Origin of the sequence: Brenneria izbisi (genome assembly GCF_025840185.1) — a bacterium.
Lineage (GTDB): Bacteria > Pseudomonadota > Gammaproteobacteria > Enterobacterales > Enterobacteriaceae > Brenneria > Brenneria izbisi.
The window spans coordinates 88,783-108,896 of sequence record NZ_JAMPJU010000001.1 but is presented as its reverse complement, the minus strand read 5'-3'; the positions used below and the strand labels follow the sequence as shown (position 1 = coordinate 108,896).

Genomic DNA, 20,114 nt, shown 5'->3' with positions numbered 1-20,114 from the left:
CCTGGCGCAAGGCTCAGTTGCCCAGCAATCGATGGATACGTTGCAACCCGGCGACCAGCCGGTCTATTTCTTCGCGCGTAGTATAAACCGCCAGCGAAGCGCGGCACATACTCGGAACCGCATAGTGTTCCATCAAGGGCATCGCGCAGTGGTGGCCGGTGCGGATCGCAATGCCATACTGATCAAGGAAACTGCCGACATCGTAGGCGTGATGTTGCCCCAGATTGAACGCAATCACGCCATGCCGCTCTGCCGGACCGTACAGGGTTAAATCCGGCACCTGAACCAACGCTTCCAACGCATAGCGCATCAGCGCGGATTCATAGCGCTGAATCGCATCACGTCCCAACGCGACGACATAATTCAATGCCGCGCCTAATCCCATGATCCCCGCGGTATTGGGCGAACCAGCCTCAAAGCGCCACGGCGCATCCGCGTAAGTGGTTCCGCTACGCAGGCTCACCTGACGGATCATCGCGCCGCCGCCTTCCCACGGCGGCATTGCCGCTAACCGCTCACGTTTGCCGTACAGCACGCCGATACCGGAAGGCCCATAGATCTTGTGTCCCGAAAAGACAAAGAAGTCGCAGTCCAGATCCTGGACATCAATGGTCTGATGCATAATCGACTGGGCGCCATCAACCAGCACCACCGCGCCAGCGGCTTTGGCCTGCGCAATAATATCTTTGACCGGGTTTAACGTGCCAAGCACGTTGGAAATGTGCGTTACCGCCAGCAAGCGGGTACGCTCATCAAGCAATGCGGGCAAGTACGCAAGATCCAGCGTCCCGTCCGAGGCCAACGGGATCACGCGGAGCTCCACTCCCCGCGCCTCGGCCAGCATTTGCCAGGGCACTATGTTGGCATGATGTTCCATTTCCGTAATGATAAGATTGTCGCCCGCTTGCAGAAAAGTATGGCCGTAACTGTTGGCGACCAGATTGATGGCTTCCGTCGTCCCCCGCACAAAAACGATCTCTTCTGCCGAGGCCGCATTGATAAAGCCCGCCACCTGCTCGCGCACCGCTTCCATCGCCGATGTCGCCTGCGCGCTCAGTGTGTGGATGCCGCGGTGCACAGCGGCATATTCATGTCGATAGAAAGCCGTTTCGCGCTCAATCACCGCCTGCGGTTTCTGCGCGCTGGCGGCGCTGTCCAGATAAGCCAACGGTTGTCCGTTGACCTCACGGGCCAGGAGTGGAAAATCGGCGCGAACCTGTTCAATGGGATAACTCATAATGCCGCCTTTTCTGAGGCAAAAGCTGTGGCAGGCAAACGCTGGGCGATACGTTCCAATATCACACCGCGCAGCGACTCATCCTCAATCGCTTCCGTCAATTCGGCGGCGAAGGCAAAAATGATCATTTGTTGCGCATCCTGTTGCGTGATGCCGCGTGAACGCAGATAGAACAGTTGTTCTTCATCCATGCGCCCTATCGTCGCACCGTGGCTGCACTTCACATCATCGGCATAAATTTCGAGTTGCGGTTTGGTATCGACTTCAGCGAGCCGTCCCAACAGCAGGTTGTTGTTGGTCATCTGTCCGTCGGTTTTCAGGGCATGGGGCGCGACTTTGATCATACCGTTGAATACCGCTTTGGCGCGGTCGCTGACGATGGTCTTATGCAACTGACGGCTTTCACCGTACCCCTGGTTATGTTCCAGATAAGTGCGCGTGTCGCACACCTCACTGCCGACAGGCAGGATAAGGCTGTTGATCACCAGATTCGTGCCTTCGCCATTCAGTTGCGCGCTGGTGTTATGACGGGTCAGCCCCGCGCCCAGCAGGAAACTGTGGCTGCGAACCTGTGCATCACGGGACAGCACCAGATCGTTATGCGCAAAGTGGTAGCTGGCCGCAGCTTCGAAAGCCAGTTTGTAGTGGCTGACGCGGCTGTTTTCATCTGCGCTGATCGTCAGGCGCGCGCCGGTAAAGTGCGCATGCGGCTCCAGACTGACGTAATGTTCAATGATCCTCGCGCTGGCGCCGCGTTCAACCTGCAAGTGATGACGATGATGAACCGTATTCAGCGCCGCGCCCTGGCTGCTGCTGATATGCAGCAGATACACGGGTTTTTCCGCCTGCCGATTGGCCGCCAGACGAATCAACGTGCTCTGCGCGGCCAGGCTTTCCGTCAGGTGCAGGAAAACTTCCGGCTGGACGGCGGCGGGAAATTCCCCAGGCGTCCGGGCGGATTTAATCTCAACCTGATAAGGCCCCCACTGCGTGTCGCTGAGCGCCTCGCTGAACACGCCATCGATAAACACCAGACGCCAGGCATCAATAGGCAGCGTCAGCGCATCCCGCGTATCCTGTGCGACGGACGATAGCCGCGACGCAACGAACTCATGCGCCAGCAGTCCATCCAGCGGCGTATATTTCCAATGCTCGTGCTTACGGTGCGGCAAGCCCAGACGCAGCACTTCCTGCCAGTGCCGGTGCGCATCCGATGAACGTGACGTTACGCTGTCAAACAGACCGTGCCACTGTTGCAGGGCCTGTTGCTGTTTCTGCTCAATGCCTGCTTTGGCGCTGGTTTTATTGTTGGTCGGTAAGCCAGCCATAGCCTTGCTCCTCCAACTGTTTCACCAGAGAGAAATCCCCGGATTTCACAATTTGTCCCTGATAGAGAACATGTACATGATCGGGTTTGATGTAATCCAGAATACGCTGATAGTGCGTGACGATAATAAAAGCGCGCTGTTCGTTACGCAGAGCGTTCACGCCGTTGGCGACAATTTTCAGCGCATCAATGTCCAGACCGGAGTCGGTTTCATCCAGAATGCATAAATCCGGTTCAAGGGCCGCCATTTGCAGAATATCATTCCGCTTCTTCTCGCCGCCGGAGAAGCCCACGTTGACGGAGCGGGTCAGCAAATCTTCCGGCATTTTCAGCAGTTTGATTTTATCTTCGATAAAATCGGCAAAATCAAAGCGATCCAGCGGCTCCTGCTCACGGTACTTACGCACCGCGTTCACCGCGGTTTGCAAAAAGAACTGGTTGCTAACGCCGGGGATTTCCACCGGATACTGAAATGCCATGAAGATGCCTTCGCCAGCGCGATCTTCAGGCGCCAGCGCCAATAAATCCTTCCCGTTAAAACTGACTGTACCGTCAGTCACTTCATATTCTTCACGACCAGCCAGCGTAGCGGATAGCGTGCTTTTCCCTGAACCGTTCGGTCCCATAATCGCGTGCACTTCGCCCGGCTTAACAACGAGATTCAGCCCTTTAATAATCTCTTTGCCTTCTACGCTGACTTTTAAATTTTCAATACTTAACATGCTCTATCCTTCCGGCGTCGGCTGTTTGGCGACGCTCATCATTTTTGTAACCGATGCTATTCCCTGTTGAGAGATCCCCGGTAACCGCGCATCAACCCACGCTGTGTTCCAGGCTAATCGCCAATAACTTCTGGGCTTCCACGGCAAATTCCAACGGCAGTTCAGAAAACACGTCTTTACAGAACCCGTTAACGATCATGGAGATCGCGTCATCTTCGCTGATACCACGTTGCAAACAGTAAAAGAGTTGATCGTCGCCAATCTTCGAAGTGGTTGCCTCATGCTCCAGTTGCGCCGTGTTATTGCGCACTTCCACATACGGGAACGTATGTGCGCCGCTGTCGCTGCCAATCAGCATCGAGTCGCACTGGGTAAAGTTACGCGCATTGGTGGCGCTCGGCATAATCTTCACCAGACCGCGATAGGTGTTCTCGCTGTGTCCGGCGGAAATCCCTTTGGAGATAATGGTTGATCGGGTGTTCTTGCCGATATGAATCATCTTGGTGCCGGTATCGGCTTGCTGACGCCCATTGGTCAGCGCGACAGAGAAGAACTCGCCAACCGAATGGTCGCCGCGCAACACTACGCTTGGGTATTTCCAGGTAATGGCCGAACCGGTTTCCGATTGCGTCCAGGACATTTTGGCATAGTCGCCCGCACACAGCGCGCGTTTGGTGACGAAGTTCAGAATGCCGCCTTCGGCGTCTTTACCGGAAAACCAGTTCTGCACCGTGGAATATTTCACTTCCGCGTTTTTATTGACGATGACTTCCACCACCGCCGCATGCAACTGATAAGAGTCACGTACCGGCGCCGAACACCCTTCAATGTAACTGACGTAGCTGTCATCGTCGGCAATCAGGATGGTGCGCTCGAACTGACCGGTTTTCGCCGCGTTAATGCGGAAATAGGTGGATAGCTCCATCGGACAGCGCACGCCTTTCGGTACATAGACAAACGTGCCGTCAGACGCGACCGCCGCATTCAACGCGGCAAAAAAGTTGTCATTCGCCGGCACGACCGTACCGAGATACTGACGCACTAAATCGGGGTGCTCCTGAATGGCTTCGCTGAAGGAACAGAAAATAATTCCCTGCTCCGCCAGTTCATGGCGATAAGTAGTGGCGACGGAAACGGAGTCAAAAATGGCGTCTACCGCCACGGATTTCCCTTCACGCACTGGGACGCCAAGCTGATTGAAGGCATTTTCCACTTCGCTGGTCAGGTAATTATTCACGTCCGCAATGCTGGATTGCTGGGTCGCGCCCGGTTGCGAACCACAGGTGTCATCACAACTGCCGCAAGACGGCGCGGAATAATAGCTATAATCCTGATAGTCGAGCTTATCGTAATGCGCTTTCAGCCAGTGAGGTTCTTCCATTTCCAGCCACGCCCGATACGCATTCAGGCGGAACTCCAGCATCCATTCAGGCTCATTGCGTTTTGCGGAAATCGCCCGCACGACATCCTCGTTGATGCCGTGCGCCAATTGATCAGTTGCCAGTTCGGTGAAGAAGCCTTCTTTATAGCGTCCATCACCCATCCAGATCTGGACATCATCAGGTACATCTACTGTGCTACGTGCCATAATTTGTCATCACTTAAATGCCGAAGCTCTCGCCACATCCACAGGCATGCTGAGCGTTGGGATTATTAAACTTAAATACCTGATTCAGCCCCTCACGGACAAAATCGAGTTCGGTGCCATCAATAAAAGGCATCGCTTTTAGCGGCACATACAGCTTTGCGCCGTCGCGTTCGAACAGTAAGTCATCCGTATCGGATTCACGAACCAGATCCAACACATAACCAAATCCGGCGCAGCCGGATTGTTTTACACCCAGCCGCAAACCTTGCATTGCAGCATCCTGCTGCATCAAATTCTTGATTTGTTTCGCCGCGCTATCGGTCAGCGTCAATCCTTTCCAGACGTTTTCCTCCAGCGAAAACGTCCCTACATTTTCCGTTTGCATCACGAATACCTCATTACGTGTCGACCAGTTTCAGGCTGGTTTCCTCTAATGTTAGTGATAATGAAACTTGCTTCAACCTCTTGTTTCGCAGGGCTATTGCCAACCGCTGTTTTTTGATGACGGCACACATGCCCGTGCATCGCATTCGCCATGCGAAAAAACATGATCCATAGCGAACTAACCACATGAAAAACAAGGATTAAATCACCCTTTCGCCATTTCCGTTCGCGTTCAAATATTATCAATTCATTATCATTAGTATAACATTCATAGCGAATGCCTATTTATAAAACAGGGAAACTAAATAAAGATTTTGTCCTATTGCGGATAAATTTTGCCGGGAAAAGTCCATTTTTCCCATTGATCCCGACTATTTTTATAAATATGATAATGATTATCATTTAATATTTAGGGTTGATAACCATGCTTTCGATGAATGCCTGGCTACAGCATCAGATCGACGAGTATAAATTTCAGATCCGTGACCTCACTGTCGACTTTTATATGGCGGAAGCGCGTCTGAATCGTCCAGGAAGCAATATTGATCATTTACGGCGTTATCACAACGCCTGTATGGATATGGTCGATCTGTGTCTGCGCAATGGCGACGACGACAGCTATTTGCATGCGCTGGTAAAACTCCATAACCGGCTAATTAAAGAGATCAATAATGAGAAGCGCTGCCATCTCTTTCGCGTTCAGAGTTACTATTTTGCCCGCAATACGCTCAAATCGATTTGTCATCAGTTAAGCATGCTTGGCTCATGGGATAAAGCCACCGCGTTCCAGACCGACTTTGTCAAACGCGTGCCTTTCCTACCTTGACGCGTAAAACCGACCAGGACGTCGTCAGATGTCCCGGTCGGCGCCGGATTGAACCGCTATGGCGTAATCACGGCGGTAGTCAGCCGTGATGTGCAGCACAAACGATCCTGACTGTCGAAAATATCGATCTGCCAGACCTGATTGCGCCTCCCGGCGTGCAATGCGCGACACACGCCGCGCACCTCGCCGTCGACCACCGCCCGCAGATGATTGGCATTGACCTCCATCCCCACCACCTGTTGCTCCCCTTGGGTACACAGATAACCGGCCACCGAACCGAGCGACTCCGCCAGCACCACCGACGCGCCGCCATGCAACAAACCAAACGGCTGGCGAGTACGGGGATCCACCGGCATTACCGCTTCAAGCTGATCATCCGCTATGCGTGTGTAGCGGATGCCAAGAAAACCAATCATGCAGCCCTGACTTTGCTGATTAAGTTGGTCGAGCGTAACGTGTCGTTTCCACAGCATTAAATAATCTCCAACAAAGCCTGTAACGGATGACGTAACCCACGGCCTTCCATGCGCTTGACCTGGCTACGGCAGGAATAACCGGTAGTCAGGCAACGTTGCTGCGGCAATGTCTGTAATGCCTGTTGCCAGGACAGCGCATAAATGCCCCGCGAGTTCGCCAGATTTTTACTTTCATGACCATAGGTGCCAGCCATGCCGCAGCAACCTACGCTGACGTTTTCCAGTCTGGCGCCAAAACGCGCGAAGATATCGGCCCACTGCCGGGTACTGGCGGGCAACGCCGTGGTTTCCGTACAATGCCCGAACAGATACCACGATTCGCCCGTCATCGCCTGGGGCGCATATTCTTCCAGCACAGTCACCAACCATTCATGCACCAGTTGCACCTGAAAATCGCCGCGTTTGTCACCCAGAATTTCACGGTATTCATCACGATAGCAGAGCACCAGCGCCGGATCGACGCCCACCATCGGCATACCCAGTTTCGCCACTCGATTAAGGAAATCCGAAGTTCTGGCCGCCGTCTTCGCAAAGCGTTGCAGGAAACCTTTAATGTGCTGCGCTTTGCCATTCGGCGAGAACGGCAGCAGCACCGGCTTTAAATTCAGTTTCTCCGCCAGATGAATAAAATCGGCTACCACCTGCGCGTCATAATAGCTGGTGAACGGGTCCTGCACGATCAGCACATAGTGTTGCCGTTCTGCATCGGACAATTGCTCCAGTCGCTCCAACGTAGTTTGTGTCGCACGGTGACCGGCAAACTGCTGACGCAGTGACGGCGAGGAAAGCAACGGCAAATCCACCATGCCGATCTGTCGGCGACTCATAGCATTGACCGACGGCATGTTGAGAAAGAAATTGAAAATCCTGGGACTGCGCGCCATCAACGGCGCATAGCTTTCGACCCCAGCGACCAGATAATCGCGCATCGGACGCAAGTAACGGGTGTGATACAACTGAAGAAAGCGGGAACGGAAGCTCGGCACGTCGATTTTTATCGGACATTGCGTCGAGCAAGCTTTGCACGCCAGGCAGCCTGACATCGCCTCTTTCACTTCATGGGAAAAATCATACTCGCCCTGACGCGCTTGCAAAGTGTTGCGGGTTTTTCGAATCAACAGGCGCAGGCTGAACTTCTGCCGCGGCAGCATTTTCTCCAGCGCCAACGGATCGACGCCTTGCTCCGCCAGCAGCCGCAGCCATTCACGCACCAGCGTCGCCCGGCCTTTCGGCGAATGGATGCGGTTCCCAGTGATCTTCATGGAAGGACACATCGGGCTGCGGGCATCAAAATTGAAGCATAGCCCGTTGCCATTACAATCCATCGCGCCCCGGAAAGCGGTGCGCACCGTCAGCGGGATGGTGCGATCGTAAGTGCCGCGCTTGACCGCATCAACTTTCATCATCGGCGCATCGACTTCCAGCGGCGCACAGATTTTCCCCGGGTTGAGACGGTTATCAGGATCGAATGCCGCCTTGATGCGGCGCAATTCCGCATACAGTTCGGCGCCAAAAAACGCCGGGCTGTATTCGGCGCGGAAGCCTTTGCCGTGTTCCCCCCACAGCAGGCCGCCGTATTTCGCCGTCAGCGCGACGACGTGATCGGAAAGCTGCTTCATCAGCATTTCCTGCTGCGGATCGCACATATCCAGCGCCGGACGAACATGCAAAACCCCGGCGTCTACATGACCAAACATACCGTAGGTCAGATTATGGCGGTCCAGAAGCTCGCGAAACTCTTCGATATAATCCGCCAGATGCTGCGGCGGTACGCAGGTATCTTCAGCAAACGGGATCGGCTTTGCCTGCCCTTTACTGTTGCCCAGCAAACCGACCGCTTTCTTACGCATGCCGTAAATACGCTCAATGCCCGCCAGATCGTTGCAGGTCTGATAACCGATCACCCCGGCTTCACCCGCGGCCAGCAATTCATCAAGGCGTGCGCACAGGGTTTTGACTTGGCCGTCGATCAGGGTTTCATCATCCCCGGCAAACTCAACGATATTCAGCCCCAGCATCTCCTGATTCGGGACATCGGTAATCAGTTCGCTGACGGAGTGCCAGACAATATCTTCACGCGCCAGATTCAACACTTTTGAATCGACGGTTTCCACCGACAACGCCTGCGCTTCCACCATGAACGGCGCATTACGCAACGCCGAGTTGAAGGAGTCATATTTGATATTCACCAGCCGCCGTACTTTCGGCAACGGCGTGATATCGAGTTTCGCTTCGGTAATAAACGCCAGCGTCCCTTCCGAACCGGTCAAAATGCGGGTTAGATCAAACGTTTTTAAATCATCACTGAAAACATGGCGTAAATCGTAGCCGGTGAGGAAACGATTTAATTGCGGGAATTTATCGAGGATCAGTTGCCGTTGTTCACGGCAACGATGCAACACCGTGTGGTAAATACGTCCGACGGCGGACGCTTCCTGCGCCAACTGCTCGGCCAGTTCCACCGGCATTGCCTGTGTATCCAGCATCTCGCCTCCCAGCAGCAACGCGCGTAGTCCCAGTACGTGATCGGAGGTTTTGCCGTAAACCAGCGAACCCTGCCCCGATGCATCGGTATTGATCATCCCGCCCAGCGTGGCGCGGTTGCTGGTGGAAAGTTCCGGTGCAAAGAAATAGCCAAAGGGTTTGAGATATTGGTTAAGCTGGTCTTTGATCACGCCGGCTTCGACCCGCACCCACCCTTGCTCAGGATTCATTTCCAGAATACGGTTCATGTAGCGGGACATATCCACCACAATGCCGCGATTCAACGCCTGACCATTGGTGCCGGTTCCCCCGCCGCGCGGGGTGAATGTCAGACCAAGAAAACGCGCTTCGCCCGCCAGACGCGCCAGAATAGCCACATCCGCGCTGGAACGGGGAAAAACCACCGCATCCGGCAAAAGTTGATAGATACTGTTATCTGTCGCCATTGTCAGCCGATCGGCGTAGTCTGTCGCCGTATCGCCAGTAAATCCATTTTGCTTCAAGGCTTCCAAAAAATTAAGCACCGGCTGAACGAGGCCGGGTGACTGAGAGATCTGTGGGATCATTATCGTTTGACCCTGTCTGTACAAAGTAATATTTGCCAATGATGTCATTATTGATTTCAAGGCGCGGGAAGGCGGCGATAGCGCAACGCCTAATGGTGTTCAGGCTAGCCAATACGCCTCCCGGCAACGTGAAGGATGAAGGATATATCATATTTCAGCAAAGGATGCGCAACTTGATCGGCAAAAACCTACAGCATGCCGGGTTTCCTCTGTTTCACCAACAAAACGTTCAACAGGCTGTCAAAAAGCCCGGAAATATCCCATGATAAATTGTCGCCGCTTACATCGCTCTGGAAAAGCGGCGTCGTGTTTGAAGGCACAGTTTTCGAGTCTTAATGAGGTACATTAATTGATAAAGCACTCTCAACCACAACGTTTCGACTTAGCCAGAATATTATTCAGCCTGCTATTTGTCACCTTCATGATTATTGCCTGTTTTTGGGTGGTGCAGCCTTTTATTTTGGGGTTTGCCTGGGCGTGTATGGTCGTGATCGCCACCTGGCCACTGCTGATTAAACTTCAGGCGCTACTGTGGGGCCGCCGTTCACTGGCGGTTCTGGTAATGACCTTACTGCTGATCCTGCTGTTCGTCATGCCGATAGCCATCCTGGTCAACAGCGTGGTGGACAACAGTTCCGCCTTGATGAACTGGGGTGCTAATCAGGAGAAAATCGGGCCGCCGTCAATGGACTGGCTGACCGCCATTCCACTGGTTGGCGATAAGCTTTTTAGTAGCTGGCAATTGCTGCTGCAAAGCGGCGGCAGCGGTATCTTCACCAAGGTTCAGCCTTACTTTGGCAAAACCGCTACCTGGCTGGTGGCGCAAGCCGCGCATGTGGGCCGCTTCCTGATGCACTGTGGGCTGATGCTGATATTCAGCGCCCTGCTGTATTATAAAGGCGAAGCCGTCGCCAAATCCGTGCGCCATTTTGCCATCCGTCTGGGGCAAGAGCGCGGCGATACCGCGGTGATCCTGGCGGCTCAGTCAATCCGCGCCGTGGCGTTGGGCGTGGTCGTCACCGCCATTGTACAGTCATTGTTGGGAGGCATCGGGCTGGGGATATCCGGCATTCCCTATACTATCTTACTGACTGTCCTGATGTTTCTGTTCTGCCTTGCCCAGTTGGGGCCGCTGCCGGTGCTGATCCCGGCCATTATCTGGCTTTACTGGAGCGGCGACACCACCTGGGGTACGGTTCTGCTGGTCTGGAGTTGTATCGTCGGCACAATTGACAACGTGCTGCGTCCCATATTAATCCGCATGGGGGCCGACCTGCCCATGCTATTGATCCTTTGCGGCGTCATCGGCGGTTTACTGGCCTTTGGCATGATCGGTTTGTTTATTGGTCCGGTCGTACTGGCGGTTTCCTACCGACTGCTGTTCGCCTGGATGAGAGAAGTCCCCGAACCGGAAAATATCATTGCCGTTGCCCCGCCAGACAATCCCGGCAAAGATTGATGCTCATCGTCCATGTGGGTGGTCGAACCACCCACGTAATTATTCATACTTAACAGTAAGAAACCTTAATGTGTCACCGCTTAAATCAGGGATTATTCCTAATGAAGTGATGTTTTTTCGATTATCACGCTAACTTCTCTCACTGTAGCTGGCCTGCCAGCACCGCACTGTTAAAAAACAATTAACCATTAGGATGATTCTTAATGACTAAACACCGCAGAATCCCTAACCTGAATACAAGCGTTGGTTTTCAACCTACTGTTTGTCAATAAGGTTTCCTCCTCGTCAGAGTTAGTAACGAATTGCTGTGTGTAGTCTTTGCCCATCCCCTGAGATGGGCTTTTTTTTATCCCGCTTATCAATCTCATCTGTTCTCTTTCGTTCTTTATCCTGGGCAAAACCGAGTTTCGATACCCAATGCGGGTGGACATTCCCCACCGAAAATTGCGGTTAATCCTGTTTTTGTTAATCTGTTATTGGCATTTCATCCGCTTTACTTTATTGGTTACCGTGTGCCGCTTTATTTCCGGGAGTTTTCATGACCAATCTCGCCGTTAAGGGATTAATACTGGGCTGCCTGTTCAGCCTGCTTACCGCCTGTGATAATGCAACCCAAACGTCGCCGCGTCCCTTGCTGACGATTGAGGGTAAGACGATGGGGACGTTTTACAGTGTAAAAATCAGCGGAGATCTGGCTGAGAGTAAAACGCAATTACAGCAGGAAATTGAACGCTTGCTGGAACAGGCCAATGATGAAATCTCCACCTACCGTCAACACTCAACGTTATCACGATTTAATCAATATCACGGCACCGACCCTCAACCTATCAGCAACGGCATGGCGGATATTATTCTGGCGGCACAGCGTATCGGCAGAGCGACGGATGACGCGATGGACATTACCGTTGGGCCGCTGGTCAATCTGTGGGGATTCGGGCCGCAAAAACAGCCCGTCACCATCCCTTCCCAGCAACAGATCGATCTGGCGAAGCAAAAGGTGGGACTGAAGCACCTGACGTTACTCAGTAATTCACGCGGCGAATGGCTGCAAAAAGACCTGCCTGATTTATATGTGGATCTCTCCACGCTGGGCGAAGGCTATGGGGCCGATGTGCTGGCGCAACTGATGGCGCGTAAAGGGATTACCAATTATCTGGTTTCTGTGGGCGGCGCGATCTCCAGCCGCGGGATCAATGCGGAAGGCAAGCCGTGGCGGGTGGCCATCCAGAAACCGACCGATCAGGAAAATGCGATGCAGGCCGCCGTGAATTTACAGGGCTACGCCATCAGCACCTCCGGCAGTTACCGTAATTATTTTGAACTGGAGGGAAAACGTTACTCCCATGTTATCGACCCCGCCACCGGGCGACCGATTACGCATCAACTGGTTTCCGCCACGGTTATCGCGCCGACGGCGCTGGAAGCTGATGGCTGGGATACCGGGTTGATGGTGCTGGGTACGGAGAAAGCCTTAAAACTGGCGGAACAACAAGGATTGGCGGTTTATTTAATCACCAGGAAAGGCGATGGCTTCAGCGCCGTGATGACGCCACAGTTCAAATCATTCCTGATTAACCAGTAACACGATTATATTAATAGCGGTGACGGCGAAAAAAAACGCCCGCTAGTGGCTTTATCGCTAGCGGGCGTTGGTTCAGTTTATCAAAAGATTACTGATGTTCCGCCAGATTCAGCCAGGTTTGCACCACGGTATCCGGGTTCAGGGACAGACTGTCAATCCCCTGCTCCATCAGCCAGATGGCGAAGTCCTCATGATCCGAAGGCCCCTGACCGCAGATGCCGACATATTTACCCTGTTTTTTGGCGGCTTTGATCGCCATTGACAGCAGGGCCTTGACCGCATCATTGCGCTCGTCAAACAGTTCGGAGACCACGCCGGAATCCCGATCCAACCCCAACGCCAACTGCGTCATATCGTTCGAACCGATGGAGAAGCCGTCAAAATGTTGCAGGAATTCTTCCGCCAGCAACGCATTGGAGGGGATCTCGCACATCATGATGATTTTGAGGCCATCTTCACCACGCCGTAAGCCTTGACGAGCCAGTTCTTCGATAACCGCTTGCGCCTGGGCGACGGTACGAACAAACGGGATCATGATCTCCAGGTTTTTCAGACCCATATCATTACGCACGCGTTTTACCGCTGCGCATTCCAGCGCAAAGCAGGCTTTGAAGTCCGGGGAAACATAGCGGCCTGCGCCACGGAAGCCCAGCATCGGGTTTTCTTCTTCCGGTTCATAACGCTCGCCGCCCAACAGGTTGGCATATTCATTCGATTTAAAATCGGATAAACGCACGATAACCCGTTTAGGCCAGAATGCGGCGGCCAGCGTTGCAATCCCTTCCGTCAGCCGGCCAACATAGAACTCCACCGGATCGTCATAGCCATTCATCAGCGCCGTGATCTCACGTTGCAGTTCCGGCGTTTGCTGATCGAATTCCAGCAATGCGCGCGGATGCACGCCAATCATGCGGTTGATGATGAACTCCAGACGCGCCAGACCGACGCCATCGTTTGGCAGACAGGCGAAATCAAATGCCCGATCGGGGTTGCCGACATTCATCATGATTTTCAGCGGCAGGTTGGGCATTTCATCAATCTGCGAACTCTTGACGGAGAAGTCCAGCAGATCCTGATAAACATAGCCGGTATCGCCTTCCGCACAAGAGACGGTGACTTTCTGACCATTGCGCAGACGCTCGGTGGCATCGCCGCAACCCACCACCGCCGGGATACCCAGTTCACGCGCAATAATCGCCGCGTGACAGGTACGACCGCCGCGATTGGTGACAATCGCGGCGGCTTTCTTCATGATCGGTTCCCAATCCGGGTCGGTCATATCCGTCACCAGCACATCGCCCGCATTGATAAGATGCATTTCGCTGATGTCCTGAATCACTTTGACTTCACCGGCGCCAATGCGATGGCCGATCGCGCGTCCTTCCGCCAGCACCTTGCCGCTGTTCGGCAGATGATAACGTTCCATCACCTGACCGTTGGAACGCACCGTTTCCGGACGTGCCTGCACAATATACAGTTTGCCCGTGTGACCATCTTTCGCCCATTCGATATCCATCGGGCGGCCATAATGTTTCTCGATCAACAGCGCCTGATGCGCCAGCGCCTGCACTTCGTCATCCGTCAGACTAAAGCGGACACGTTGCTGTTCGGGAACATCTTCGATGCGCACCTGCTTGCCGTGCTCCTGGCTGGCCGCATACACCATGCGAATTTTTTTCGACCCCATATTGCGACGAACGATTGCCGGCTTGTCATTGAGCAGCGTGGGTTTGTGCACATAAAACTCATCCGGGTTGACCGCGCCTTGCACCACCATCTCACCCAGACCATACGCCGAGGTAATGAATACCACCTGATCGAAGCCGGACTCAGTATCAATGGTGAACATGACGCCCGCCGCCGCCAGATCGGAACGCACCATACGCTGCACGCCCGCCGATAACGCCACGCCGCGATGGTCATATCCCTGATGCACGCGGTAAGAAATCGCGCGGTCATTGAACAGCGAGGCAAACACATGCTTCACCGCCACCATCACCGCATCAATACCCTGAACATTCAGGAAGGTTTCTTGTTGTCCGGCAAACGACGCATCCGGCATATCCTCCGCGGTCGCGGAAGAGCGCACGGCAAAAGAGGCCTCCTTCTCGCCATCAGCCAGTTGCTGATACGCCTCGCGGATCGCCGCTTCAAGCGCTGGCTGGAATGGCGTATCAATAATCCACTGACGAATTTGCGTACCGGCTTTCGCCAGTTGATTCACATCGTCAATATCCGTGTGATCCAGCAATTCATAAATACGCTGATTGATACCGCTTTGATTGAGAAAATCATTAAACGCCTGTGCTGTTGTCGCAAAGCCATTCGGGACTGCAACGCCAAGTTCTGAAAGGTTGGTGATCATCTCACCCAGAGAGGCGTTTTTGCCTCCTACCCGTTCAACGTCGTGCATACCAAGCTGGTTATACCAGAGGACATTACGCAAATCAGGGCCGTTATTGGACATCGGAAATCATCCTTTCTGCATACAATATAGGGTATGAAAGAGTTCTGTGAGGACACGTCTCACCCTACTGAGGGTAACATAGCGCTTTACAAAGTATGGAAAGGTGAATCGATCAACCTAGGAAAAAAAACTGATTTCATCGTCAGCTATTGCTTAACGAGGCAAAAATCCAATAACGTAAAAGATTGCTACTTTTATCATGTAGATAATGAAATGGCGTTTTAAAAGAAATATTGTGAAAACGCCTTTTTTCCCGACTTTTCCTATTGTCACTAAAGACATGTTTTGACTTAAGACCAGCCCCCAAGAGGTTCATGTGGAAAGAAGCGTATTTTATGTCTCCGACGGTACCGCCATTACAGCCGAGGTATTGGGTCACGCAGTTCTTTCGCAGTTTCCGGTGAATACGGTGAGTTACACTTTACCCTTTGTGGAAAGTGAAACACGCGCCAAAGCGGTTTGTGAACAGATCAATGTGTCCTACCAACAAAGCGGTTTACGTCCCCTGGTTTTTTACTCGATTGTGACCCCCACGGTGCGTGACATTATCACTAGCAGCGAAGGATTTTGTCAGGACATCGTGCAGGCGCTGGTTGCGCCGTTGCAGGAAGAACTGAATGTTCCCCCCACTCCTATCGCCAATCGTACCCACGGGCTGACGGCCAATAATCTGAGCAAGTATGATGCGCGAATCGCCGCCATCGATTATACGCTGGCCCATGATGACGGTATTTCGTTGCGCAATCTCGATCAGGCGCAGGTTATCCTGCTGGGCGTGTCGCGCTGCGGCAAAACCCCCACCAGCTTGTATCTGGCAATGCAATTCGGTATTCGTGCCGCCAATTATCCCTTTATCGCCGACGATATGGACAACCTGCGTTTGCCCGACGCCCTGAAACCGCATCAACATAAACTGTTCGGTCTGACTATTGATGCCGAGCGGCTGGCGGCGATCCGTGAAGAGCGCCGGGGCAACAGTCGCTATGCGTCTCTGCGTCAATGCCGAATGGAGCTCAGTGAAGTTGAGGCGCTGTTTCGCAAACACCAGATAAAATATCTCAATACCACCAATTATTCCGTTGAGGAAATTTCCGCCAAAATCATCGATATCCTGGGCATGAGCCGGAGAATGTACTAGTCATCGTGGATTTTCGCGGTGTGGCTGACATGTGCGCCATTTAGTTAGATGAGCCGCAGCGCGTCCCGCCGCACAAACGCATTAAGAACGTATTAAGAAAATTTCACTTGATTAACTTTTTTGTTACATGAAAATGATTCTCATTCATTTCCAAATGATACCAAGACCAAAGATAGGAAAGCGAGAATGCAGACTTCAATTTACCAACAATATCTCCAGGCTAAAATTGCCCACCCCCGCAAGTATGCCCGCGATCTGGCGGCGCTGCTCGGCATCAGCGAAGCGGAACTGACGCACGCGCGCGTCGGACAGGATGCCCAGCGCTTACAAGGCGGTGCCAAAAGCTGGCTGAACGCACTGGAACAGGTTGGTAATACCAAGTCGATCACGCGTAATCATTATGCGGTGCATGAACACGTTGGTTATTACCAGAATCAGTCGCTGGATGGTCACGCGGGGCTGATCCTGAATCCGCGCGGATTGGATTTACGTTTGTTCCTGCATCAATGGGCCTTCGCTTTCGCCTTATGCGAGACGACGCCTCGCGGTGAACGCCAGAGCATTCAGTTCTTTGATCATCAGGGCGATGCCATCCTGAAGGTCTATGCCACCGAAACCACCGAGATGTCAGCCTGGCGGCAGTTTATCGAAACGTTTGTCAGTACAGACAATCCGACGCTGGCGATCCGCCCGGTGACTGGCGAGCCGATGGCAAACGCCGCCGCAACAGCCCATCCGCAATTGGAGGCAGACTGGCGCGCCATGACCGATGTACATCAATTCTTCATGCTGCTGAAACGCTATAATCTCACCCGTCAGCAGGCTTTCCGCTCCGTCAGCGATGAGTTGGCCTACCGTGTGAGTAACGATGCGCTGTCACAGATCCTGTTTGCCGCCCAGGAAACGAAAAACGAAATCATGGTCTTTGTCGGCAACCGCGGTTGCGTGCAGATTTTCACCGGCGAGATCGAACGTGTAGAACGCATGGCGCAACACGCCGAATGGATTAACGTCTTTAATCAGGATTTCACCCTGCATCTGATTGAAAACGCTATCGCCGAAAGCTGGGTGACTCGCAAACCGACGGCGGACGGGATCGTCACCAGCCTGGAACTGTACGCCGCTGACGGCACGCAGATTGCGCAACTATTCGGACAACGCACCGAAGGCACCGCGGAACAGCAATCTTGGCGTAAACAGATTAATGCGCTGAAACCACTTAAGGAGCTTGCGGCATGAAAAACTGGTTATTTCCGTTATTAATCGCGCTACCGCTGAGTACGTTCGCCGCCGAACGGCTGGTATCCATCGGCGGGGATGTCACCGAGATTATTTATGCGCTGGGCGCGGAGCAAAATCTGGTGGCGCGCGACAGCACCAGTCTGCACCCCGCAGCCGCCACCGCCTTGCCGGATGTCGGTTACCTGCGCCAGCTCAATACTGAAGGGATTCTGGCTATGAAGCCGTCGCTGGTGCTTGCCAGCGAACTGTCTCAACCGTCACGGGTTTTACAGCAGGTTGCGGATAGCGGCACGCAGGTTATCCAAGTGCCGGCTGCCCCCGCGCTGGAAACCGTACCGCAAAAAATCAGCGTTATTTCACAGGCGTTGCACAAGGATGCCGAGGGCAAAAAGCTGGCGGAAAACTACCAGCAACAACTGGCCGCCGTCGCAAAGACGCCGTTGCCGGTTAATGTCCTGTTCGTTCTCAGCCACGGCGGTATGACGGCGATGGCAGCCGGAAAGAACACGCCAGCGGATACCATTATTCGCAGCGTCGGCCTGAAAAACGCCATGCAAAACGTCGAACGTTATCAACCGCTGTCGCAGGAAGGCGTGATCGCCAGTGCGCCGGATCTGATTTTGATCTCGTCTCAGGGGCTGAAAAGTCTGGGCGGCGAAGCGCAAGTCTGGAAACTGCCCGGACTGGCGCTGACGCCTGCGGGTAAAAACAATCGTCTGCTAGTCGTCGATGATATGGCGATGCTGGGCTTTACGCTGGATACGCCGGCATTAATGGCGAAATTGCGTCAGACCGCAGAAAAAATTAAATGATTCGCCGGTTTCATCCCCGCTATTGGCTGGCCGCGTTATTGCTGTTGCTGTTGATACTGATGGTCGGCGCGTCGAATCTGGGCGCGCTGACGCTGTCGTTTAAAATGCTATGGCAAACGCCATATAACGATCCGCTCTGGCATATCTGGCTGAATATTCGCCTTCCCCGCGTCTTGCTGGCTGTACTGGTCGGCGCGGCGCTGGCCTGTTCCGGGGCCATCATGCAGGGATTGTTTCGTAACCCGTTGGCCGATCCCGGCCTGCTGGGGATCAGTAGCGGCGCGGCGTTGTGTGTGGCGCTGACCATCGTGCTGCCGCTGAGTTTGCCTCCGCTGCTGGCGCTTTACAGCCCAATGCTGGCCGCTTTTGCCGGTAGTCTGGCGATCACCGTGATCATTTTCATGCTTAATCGTTGCGAACAGGGCGGTGTCACGCGGCTATTGCTGGCGGGTATCGCGCTGAACGCGTTATGCATCGCCGCCATTGGTATCCTGACTTACATCAGCACCGATCAACAGTTGCGTCAGTTCTCGCTGTGGGGCATGGGCAGTCTGGGGCAGGCGCAATGGCCGATGCTGCTCATCGCCGGCTCGTTGGTGATCCCGGCCATTATCATTACGCTGTATCAGGCGCGACTGTTAAATCTGTTACAGTTGGGCGATGAGGAAGCTCATTACCTCGGCGTCAACGTGAAGCGCGCCAAACACAGTTTGCTGTTGCTAAGCTCTCTGCTGGTCGGCGTCGCCGTTGCCGTCAGCGGCGTTATCAGTTTTATCGGATTGATTATCCCGCATCTGATCCGCATGCATTTGGGCGCCGATCACCGCTGGCTGATACCGGGTTCCGCCTTAGGCGGAGCCTGTCTGTTGCTGGTGGCCGATACGCTGGCTCGCACGATACTGTCACCGGCGGAATTACCCGTTGGCTTGTTGAGCAGTCTGATCGGCGGCCCCTACTTCTTATGGTTGATTGTTCAGCATAAAGGACGCGGCAATGCCTGACGCTACTGCTCTCCAAACGTCGCTGATTGCTCGCCGCCTCCGTTTTCACACAGATGTTCGTTATCTTATCAAGGATGTTTCGCTTGAGGTTGACTGCGGTGAAATCGTGGCGATTATCGGCCCCAACGGGGCGGGAAAATCGACACTATTGCGGCTATTGACCGGTTATTTGACGCCGCAACAGGGCGAGTGCCTGTTGGCGGGCAAATCCTTTGCCCAATGGCAACCTAATGCGCTGGCGAAAACCCGCGCGGTGATGCGTCAGCACAGCGGCATGGAATTTGCCTTCAGCGCGCAGGATGTGGTGTTAATGGGACGCTCGCCGCATGGTCGCGCTCAGCACCACGAGGCTGTGGCCAGGCAGGTGATGGAACAGACCGGCTGTCTGGCGTTGGCCGACAGGGATTACCGGCATCTGTCCGGCGGCGAACAACAACGCGTTCAATTGGCCCGCGTGCTGGCGCAACTCTGGCACCCGCAGCCGACGCCCGGCTGGTTGTTTCTGGATGAACCTACGTCGGCGCTGGATTTGTATCATCAGCAGCATCTGTTGCGTCTGTTGAAACAACTGACGCGTCAGCAGCCGCTGGCGGTGTGCTGTGTCCTGCACGATCTTAATCTGGCCGCACTGTACGCCGACAGAATTCTGCTGCTGCATGAAGGTCAGTTGGTGGCGCAAGGCACGCCGGAACAGGTACTGCAAGCCGATGTGCTCACCCGCTGGTATCAGGCCGATCTTAACGTCAGCCCGCACCCGGAATACCCCATCCCGCAGGTTTACCTGCGCCGGTAAGCGGTCAGTT

Annotated in this window: 16 protein-coding genes and 1 other RNA gene; 9 read left to right on the top strand and 8 right to left on the bottom strand. The window is 53.8% G+C overall.

Going from position 1 to position 20,114, the window contains the following annotated elements:
• Positions 1-13: 13 nt before the first annotated feature.
• The 5 genes from sufS to sufA form a co-directional block, all read right to left on the bottom strand.
• On the bottom strand, positions 14-1,237 hold the full coding sequence (gene sufS, locus NC856_RS00525) for a cysteine desulfurase SufS (protein ID WP_264088450.1): 1,224 nt from the start codon (positions 1,235-1,237) through the stop codon (positions 14-16).
• Complete coding sequence (gene sufD / locus NC856_RS00520; RefSeq protein ID WP_264088449.1) at positions 1,234-2,565, bottom strand: Fe-S cluster assembly protein SufD; 1,332 nt, start codon at positions 2,563-2,565, stop codon at positions 1,234-1,236. Before sufD ends, sufS begins: the two co-directional genes overlap by 4 nt.
• A complete protein-coding gene (gene sufC / locus NC856_RS00515) occupies positions 2,540-3,286 on the bottom strand; it encodes a Fe-S cluster assembly ATPase SufC (RefSeq protein ID WP_113866324.1) in 747 nt (248 codons plus the stop codon). Before sufC ends, sufD begins: the two co-directional genes overlap by 26 nt.
• Before the next feature lie 91 nt (positions 3,287-3,377).
• Positions 3,378-4,874, bottom strand: coding sequence for a Fe-S cluster assembly protein SufB (gene sufB, locus NC856_RS00510; RefSeq protein ID WP_264088448.1), 1,497 nt, complete (start codon positions 4,872-4,874; stop codon positions 3,378-3,380).
• A 13-nt stretch (positions 4,875-4,887) separates the two neighbouring features.
• Positions 4,888-5,259 (bottom strand): Fe-S cluster assembly scaffold SufA, encoded by a 372-nt coding sequence (sufA, locus tag NC856_RS00505; protein ID WP_264088447.1) that lies wholly within the window; start codon positions 5,257-5,259, stop codon positions 4,888-4,890.
• Between the two features lie 423 nt (positions 5,260-5,682).
• Here sufA and NC856_RS00500 point away from each other — a divergent pair, with 423 nt between their 5' ends.
• Positions 5,683-6,084: a hypothetical protein gene (locus NC856_RS00500; protein WP_264088446.1), complete on the top strand. Its 402-nt coding sequence runs from the start codon at positions 5,683-5,685 to the stop codon at positions 6,082-6,084.
• 56 nt (positions 6,085-6,140) lie between these two features.
• Here the strand turns inward: NC856_RS00500 and menI are convergent, their stop codons facing one another.
• Together menI and ydiJ are read right to left on the bottom strand one after the other, a co-directional pair.
• On the bottom strand, positions 6,141-6,557 hold the full coding sequence (gene menI, locus NC856_RS00495; protein ID WP_264088445.1) for a 1,4-dihydroxy-2-naphthoyl-CoA hydrolase: 417 nt from the start codon (positions 6,555-6,557) through the stop codon (positions 6,141-6,143).
• On the bottom strand, positions 6,557-9,610 hold the full coding sequence (gene ydiJ / locus NC856_RS00490) for a D-2-hydroxyglutarate dehydrogenase YdiJ (protein ID WP_264088444.1): 3,054 nt from the start codon (positions 9,608-9,610) through the stop codon (positions 6,557-6,559). Before ydiJ ends, menI begins: the two co-directional genes overlap by 1 nt.
• A gap of 349 nt (positions 9,611-9,959) precedes the next feature.
• On the opposite strand from ydiJ, the gene ydiK reads away from it, so the two are divergent.
• The 3 genes from ydiK (at position 9,960) to apbE (ending at position 12,651) form a co-directional block, all read left to right on the top strand.
• Positions 9,960-11,069, top strand: a complete 1,110-nt coding sequence (gene ydiK / locus NC856_RS00485; protein WP_264088443.1) for an AI-2E family transporter YdiK — start codon at positions 9,960-9,962, stop codon at positions 11,067-11,069.
• 243 nt (positions 11,070-11,312) lie between these two features.
• Positions 11,313-11,419, top strand: an RNA gene (gene rprA / locus NC856_RS00480) — antisense sRNA RprA.
• 188 nt (positions 11,420-11,607) lie between these two features.
• Entirely contained in the window at positions 11,608-12,651 is a 1,044-nt protein-coding gene (gene apbE / locus NC856_RS00475) for an FAD:protein FMN transferase ApbE (RefSeq protein ID WP_264088442.1), read from the top strand.
• A gap of 88 nt (positions 12,652-12,739) precedes the next feature.
• Here the strand turns inward: apbE and ppsA are convergent, their stop codons facing one another.
• A complete protein-coding gene (gene ppsA / locus NC856_RS00470) occupies positions 12,740-15,118 on the bottom strand; it encodes a phosphoenolpyruvate synthase (protein ID WP_264088441.1) in 2,379 nt (792 codons plus the stop codon).
• 316 nt (positions 15,119-15,434) lie between these two features.
• On the opposite strand from ppsA, the gene ppsR reads away from it, so the two are divergent.
• The 5 genes from ppsR to NC856_RS00445 all read left to right on the top strand — a co-directional run bounded on the left by ppsR (position 15,435) and on the right by NC856_RS00445 (position 20,104).
• On the top strand, positions 15,435-16,256 hold the full coding sequence (gene ppsR, locus NC856_RS00465; protein ID WP_113866306.1) for a posphoenolpyruvate synthetase regulatory kinase/phosphorylase PpsR: 822 nt from the start codon (positions 15,435-15,437) through the stop codon (positions 16,254-16,256).
• 186 nt (positions 16,257-16,442) lie between these two features.
• A complete protein-coding gene (locus NC856_RS00460) occupies positions 16,443-17,495 on the top strand; it encodes a hemin-degrading factor (protein WP_264088440.1) in 1,053 nt (350 codons plus the stop codon).
• Entirely contained in the window at positions 17,492-18,310 is an 819-nt protein-coding gene (locus NC856_RS00455; RefSeq protein ID WP_264088439.1) for a heme/hemin ABC transporter substrate-binding protein, read from the top strand. Before NC856_RS00460 ends, NC856_RS00455 begins: the two co-directional genes overlap by 4 nt.
• A complete protein-coding gene (locus NC856_RS00450) occupies positions 18,307-19,311 on the top strand; it encodes a FecCD family ABC transporter permease (protein ID WP_264088438.1) in 1,005 nt (334 codons plus the stop codon). Before NC856_RS00455 ends, NC856_RS00450 begins: the two co-directional genes overlap by 4 nt.
• Entirely contained in the window at positions 19,304-20,104 is an 801-nt protein-coding gene (locus tag NC856_RS00445) for a heme ABC transporter ATP-binding protein (protein ID WP_264088437.1), read from the top strand. Before NC856_RS00450 ends, NC856_RS00445 begins: the two co-directional genes overlap by 8 nt.
• Positions 20,105-20,114: the final 10 nt, after the last annotated feature.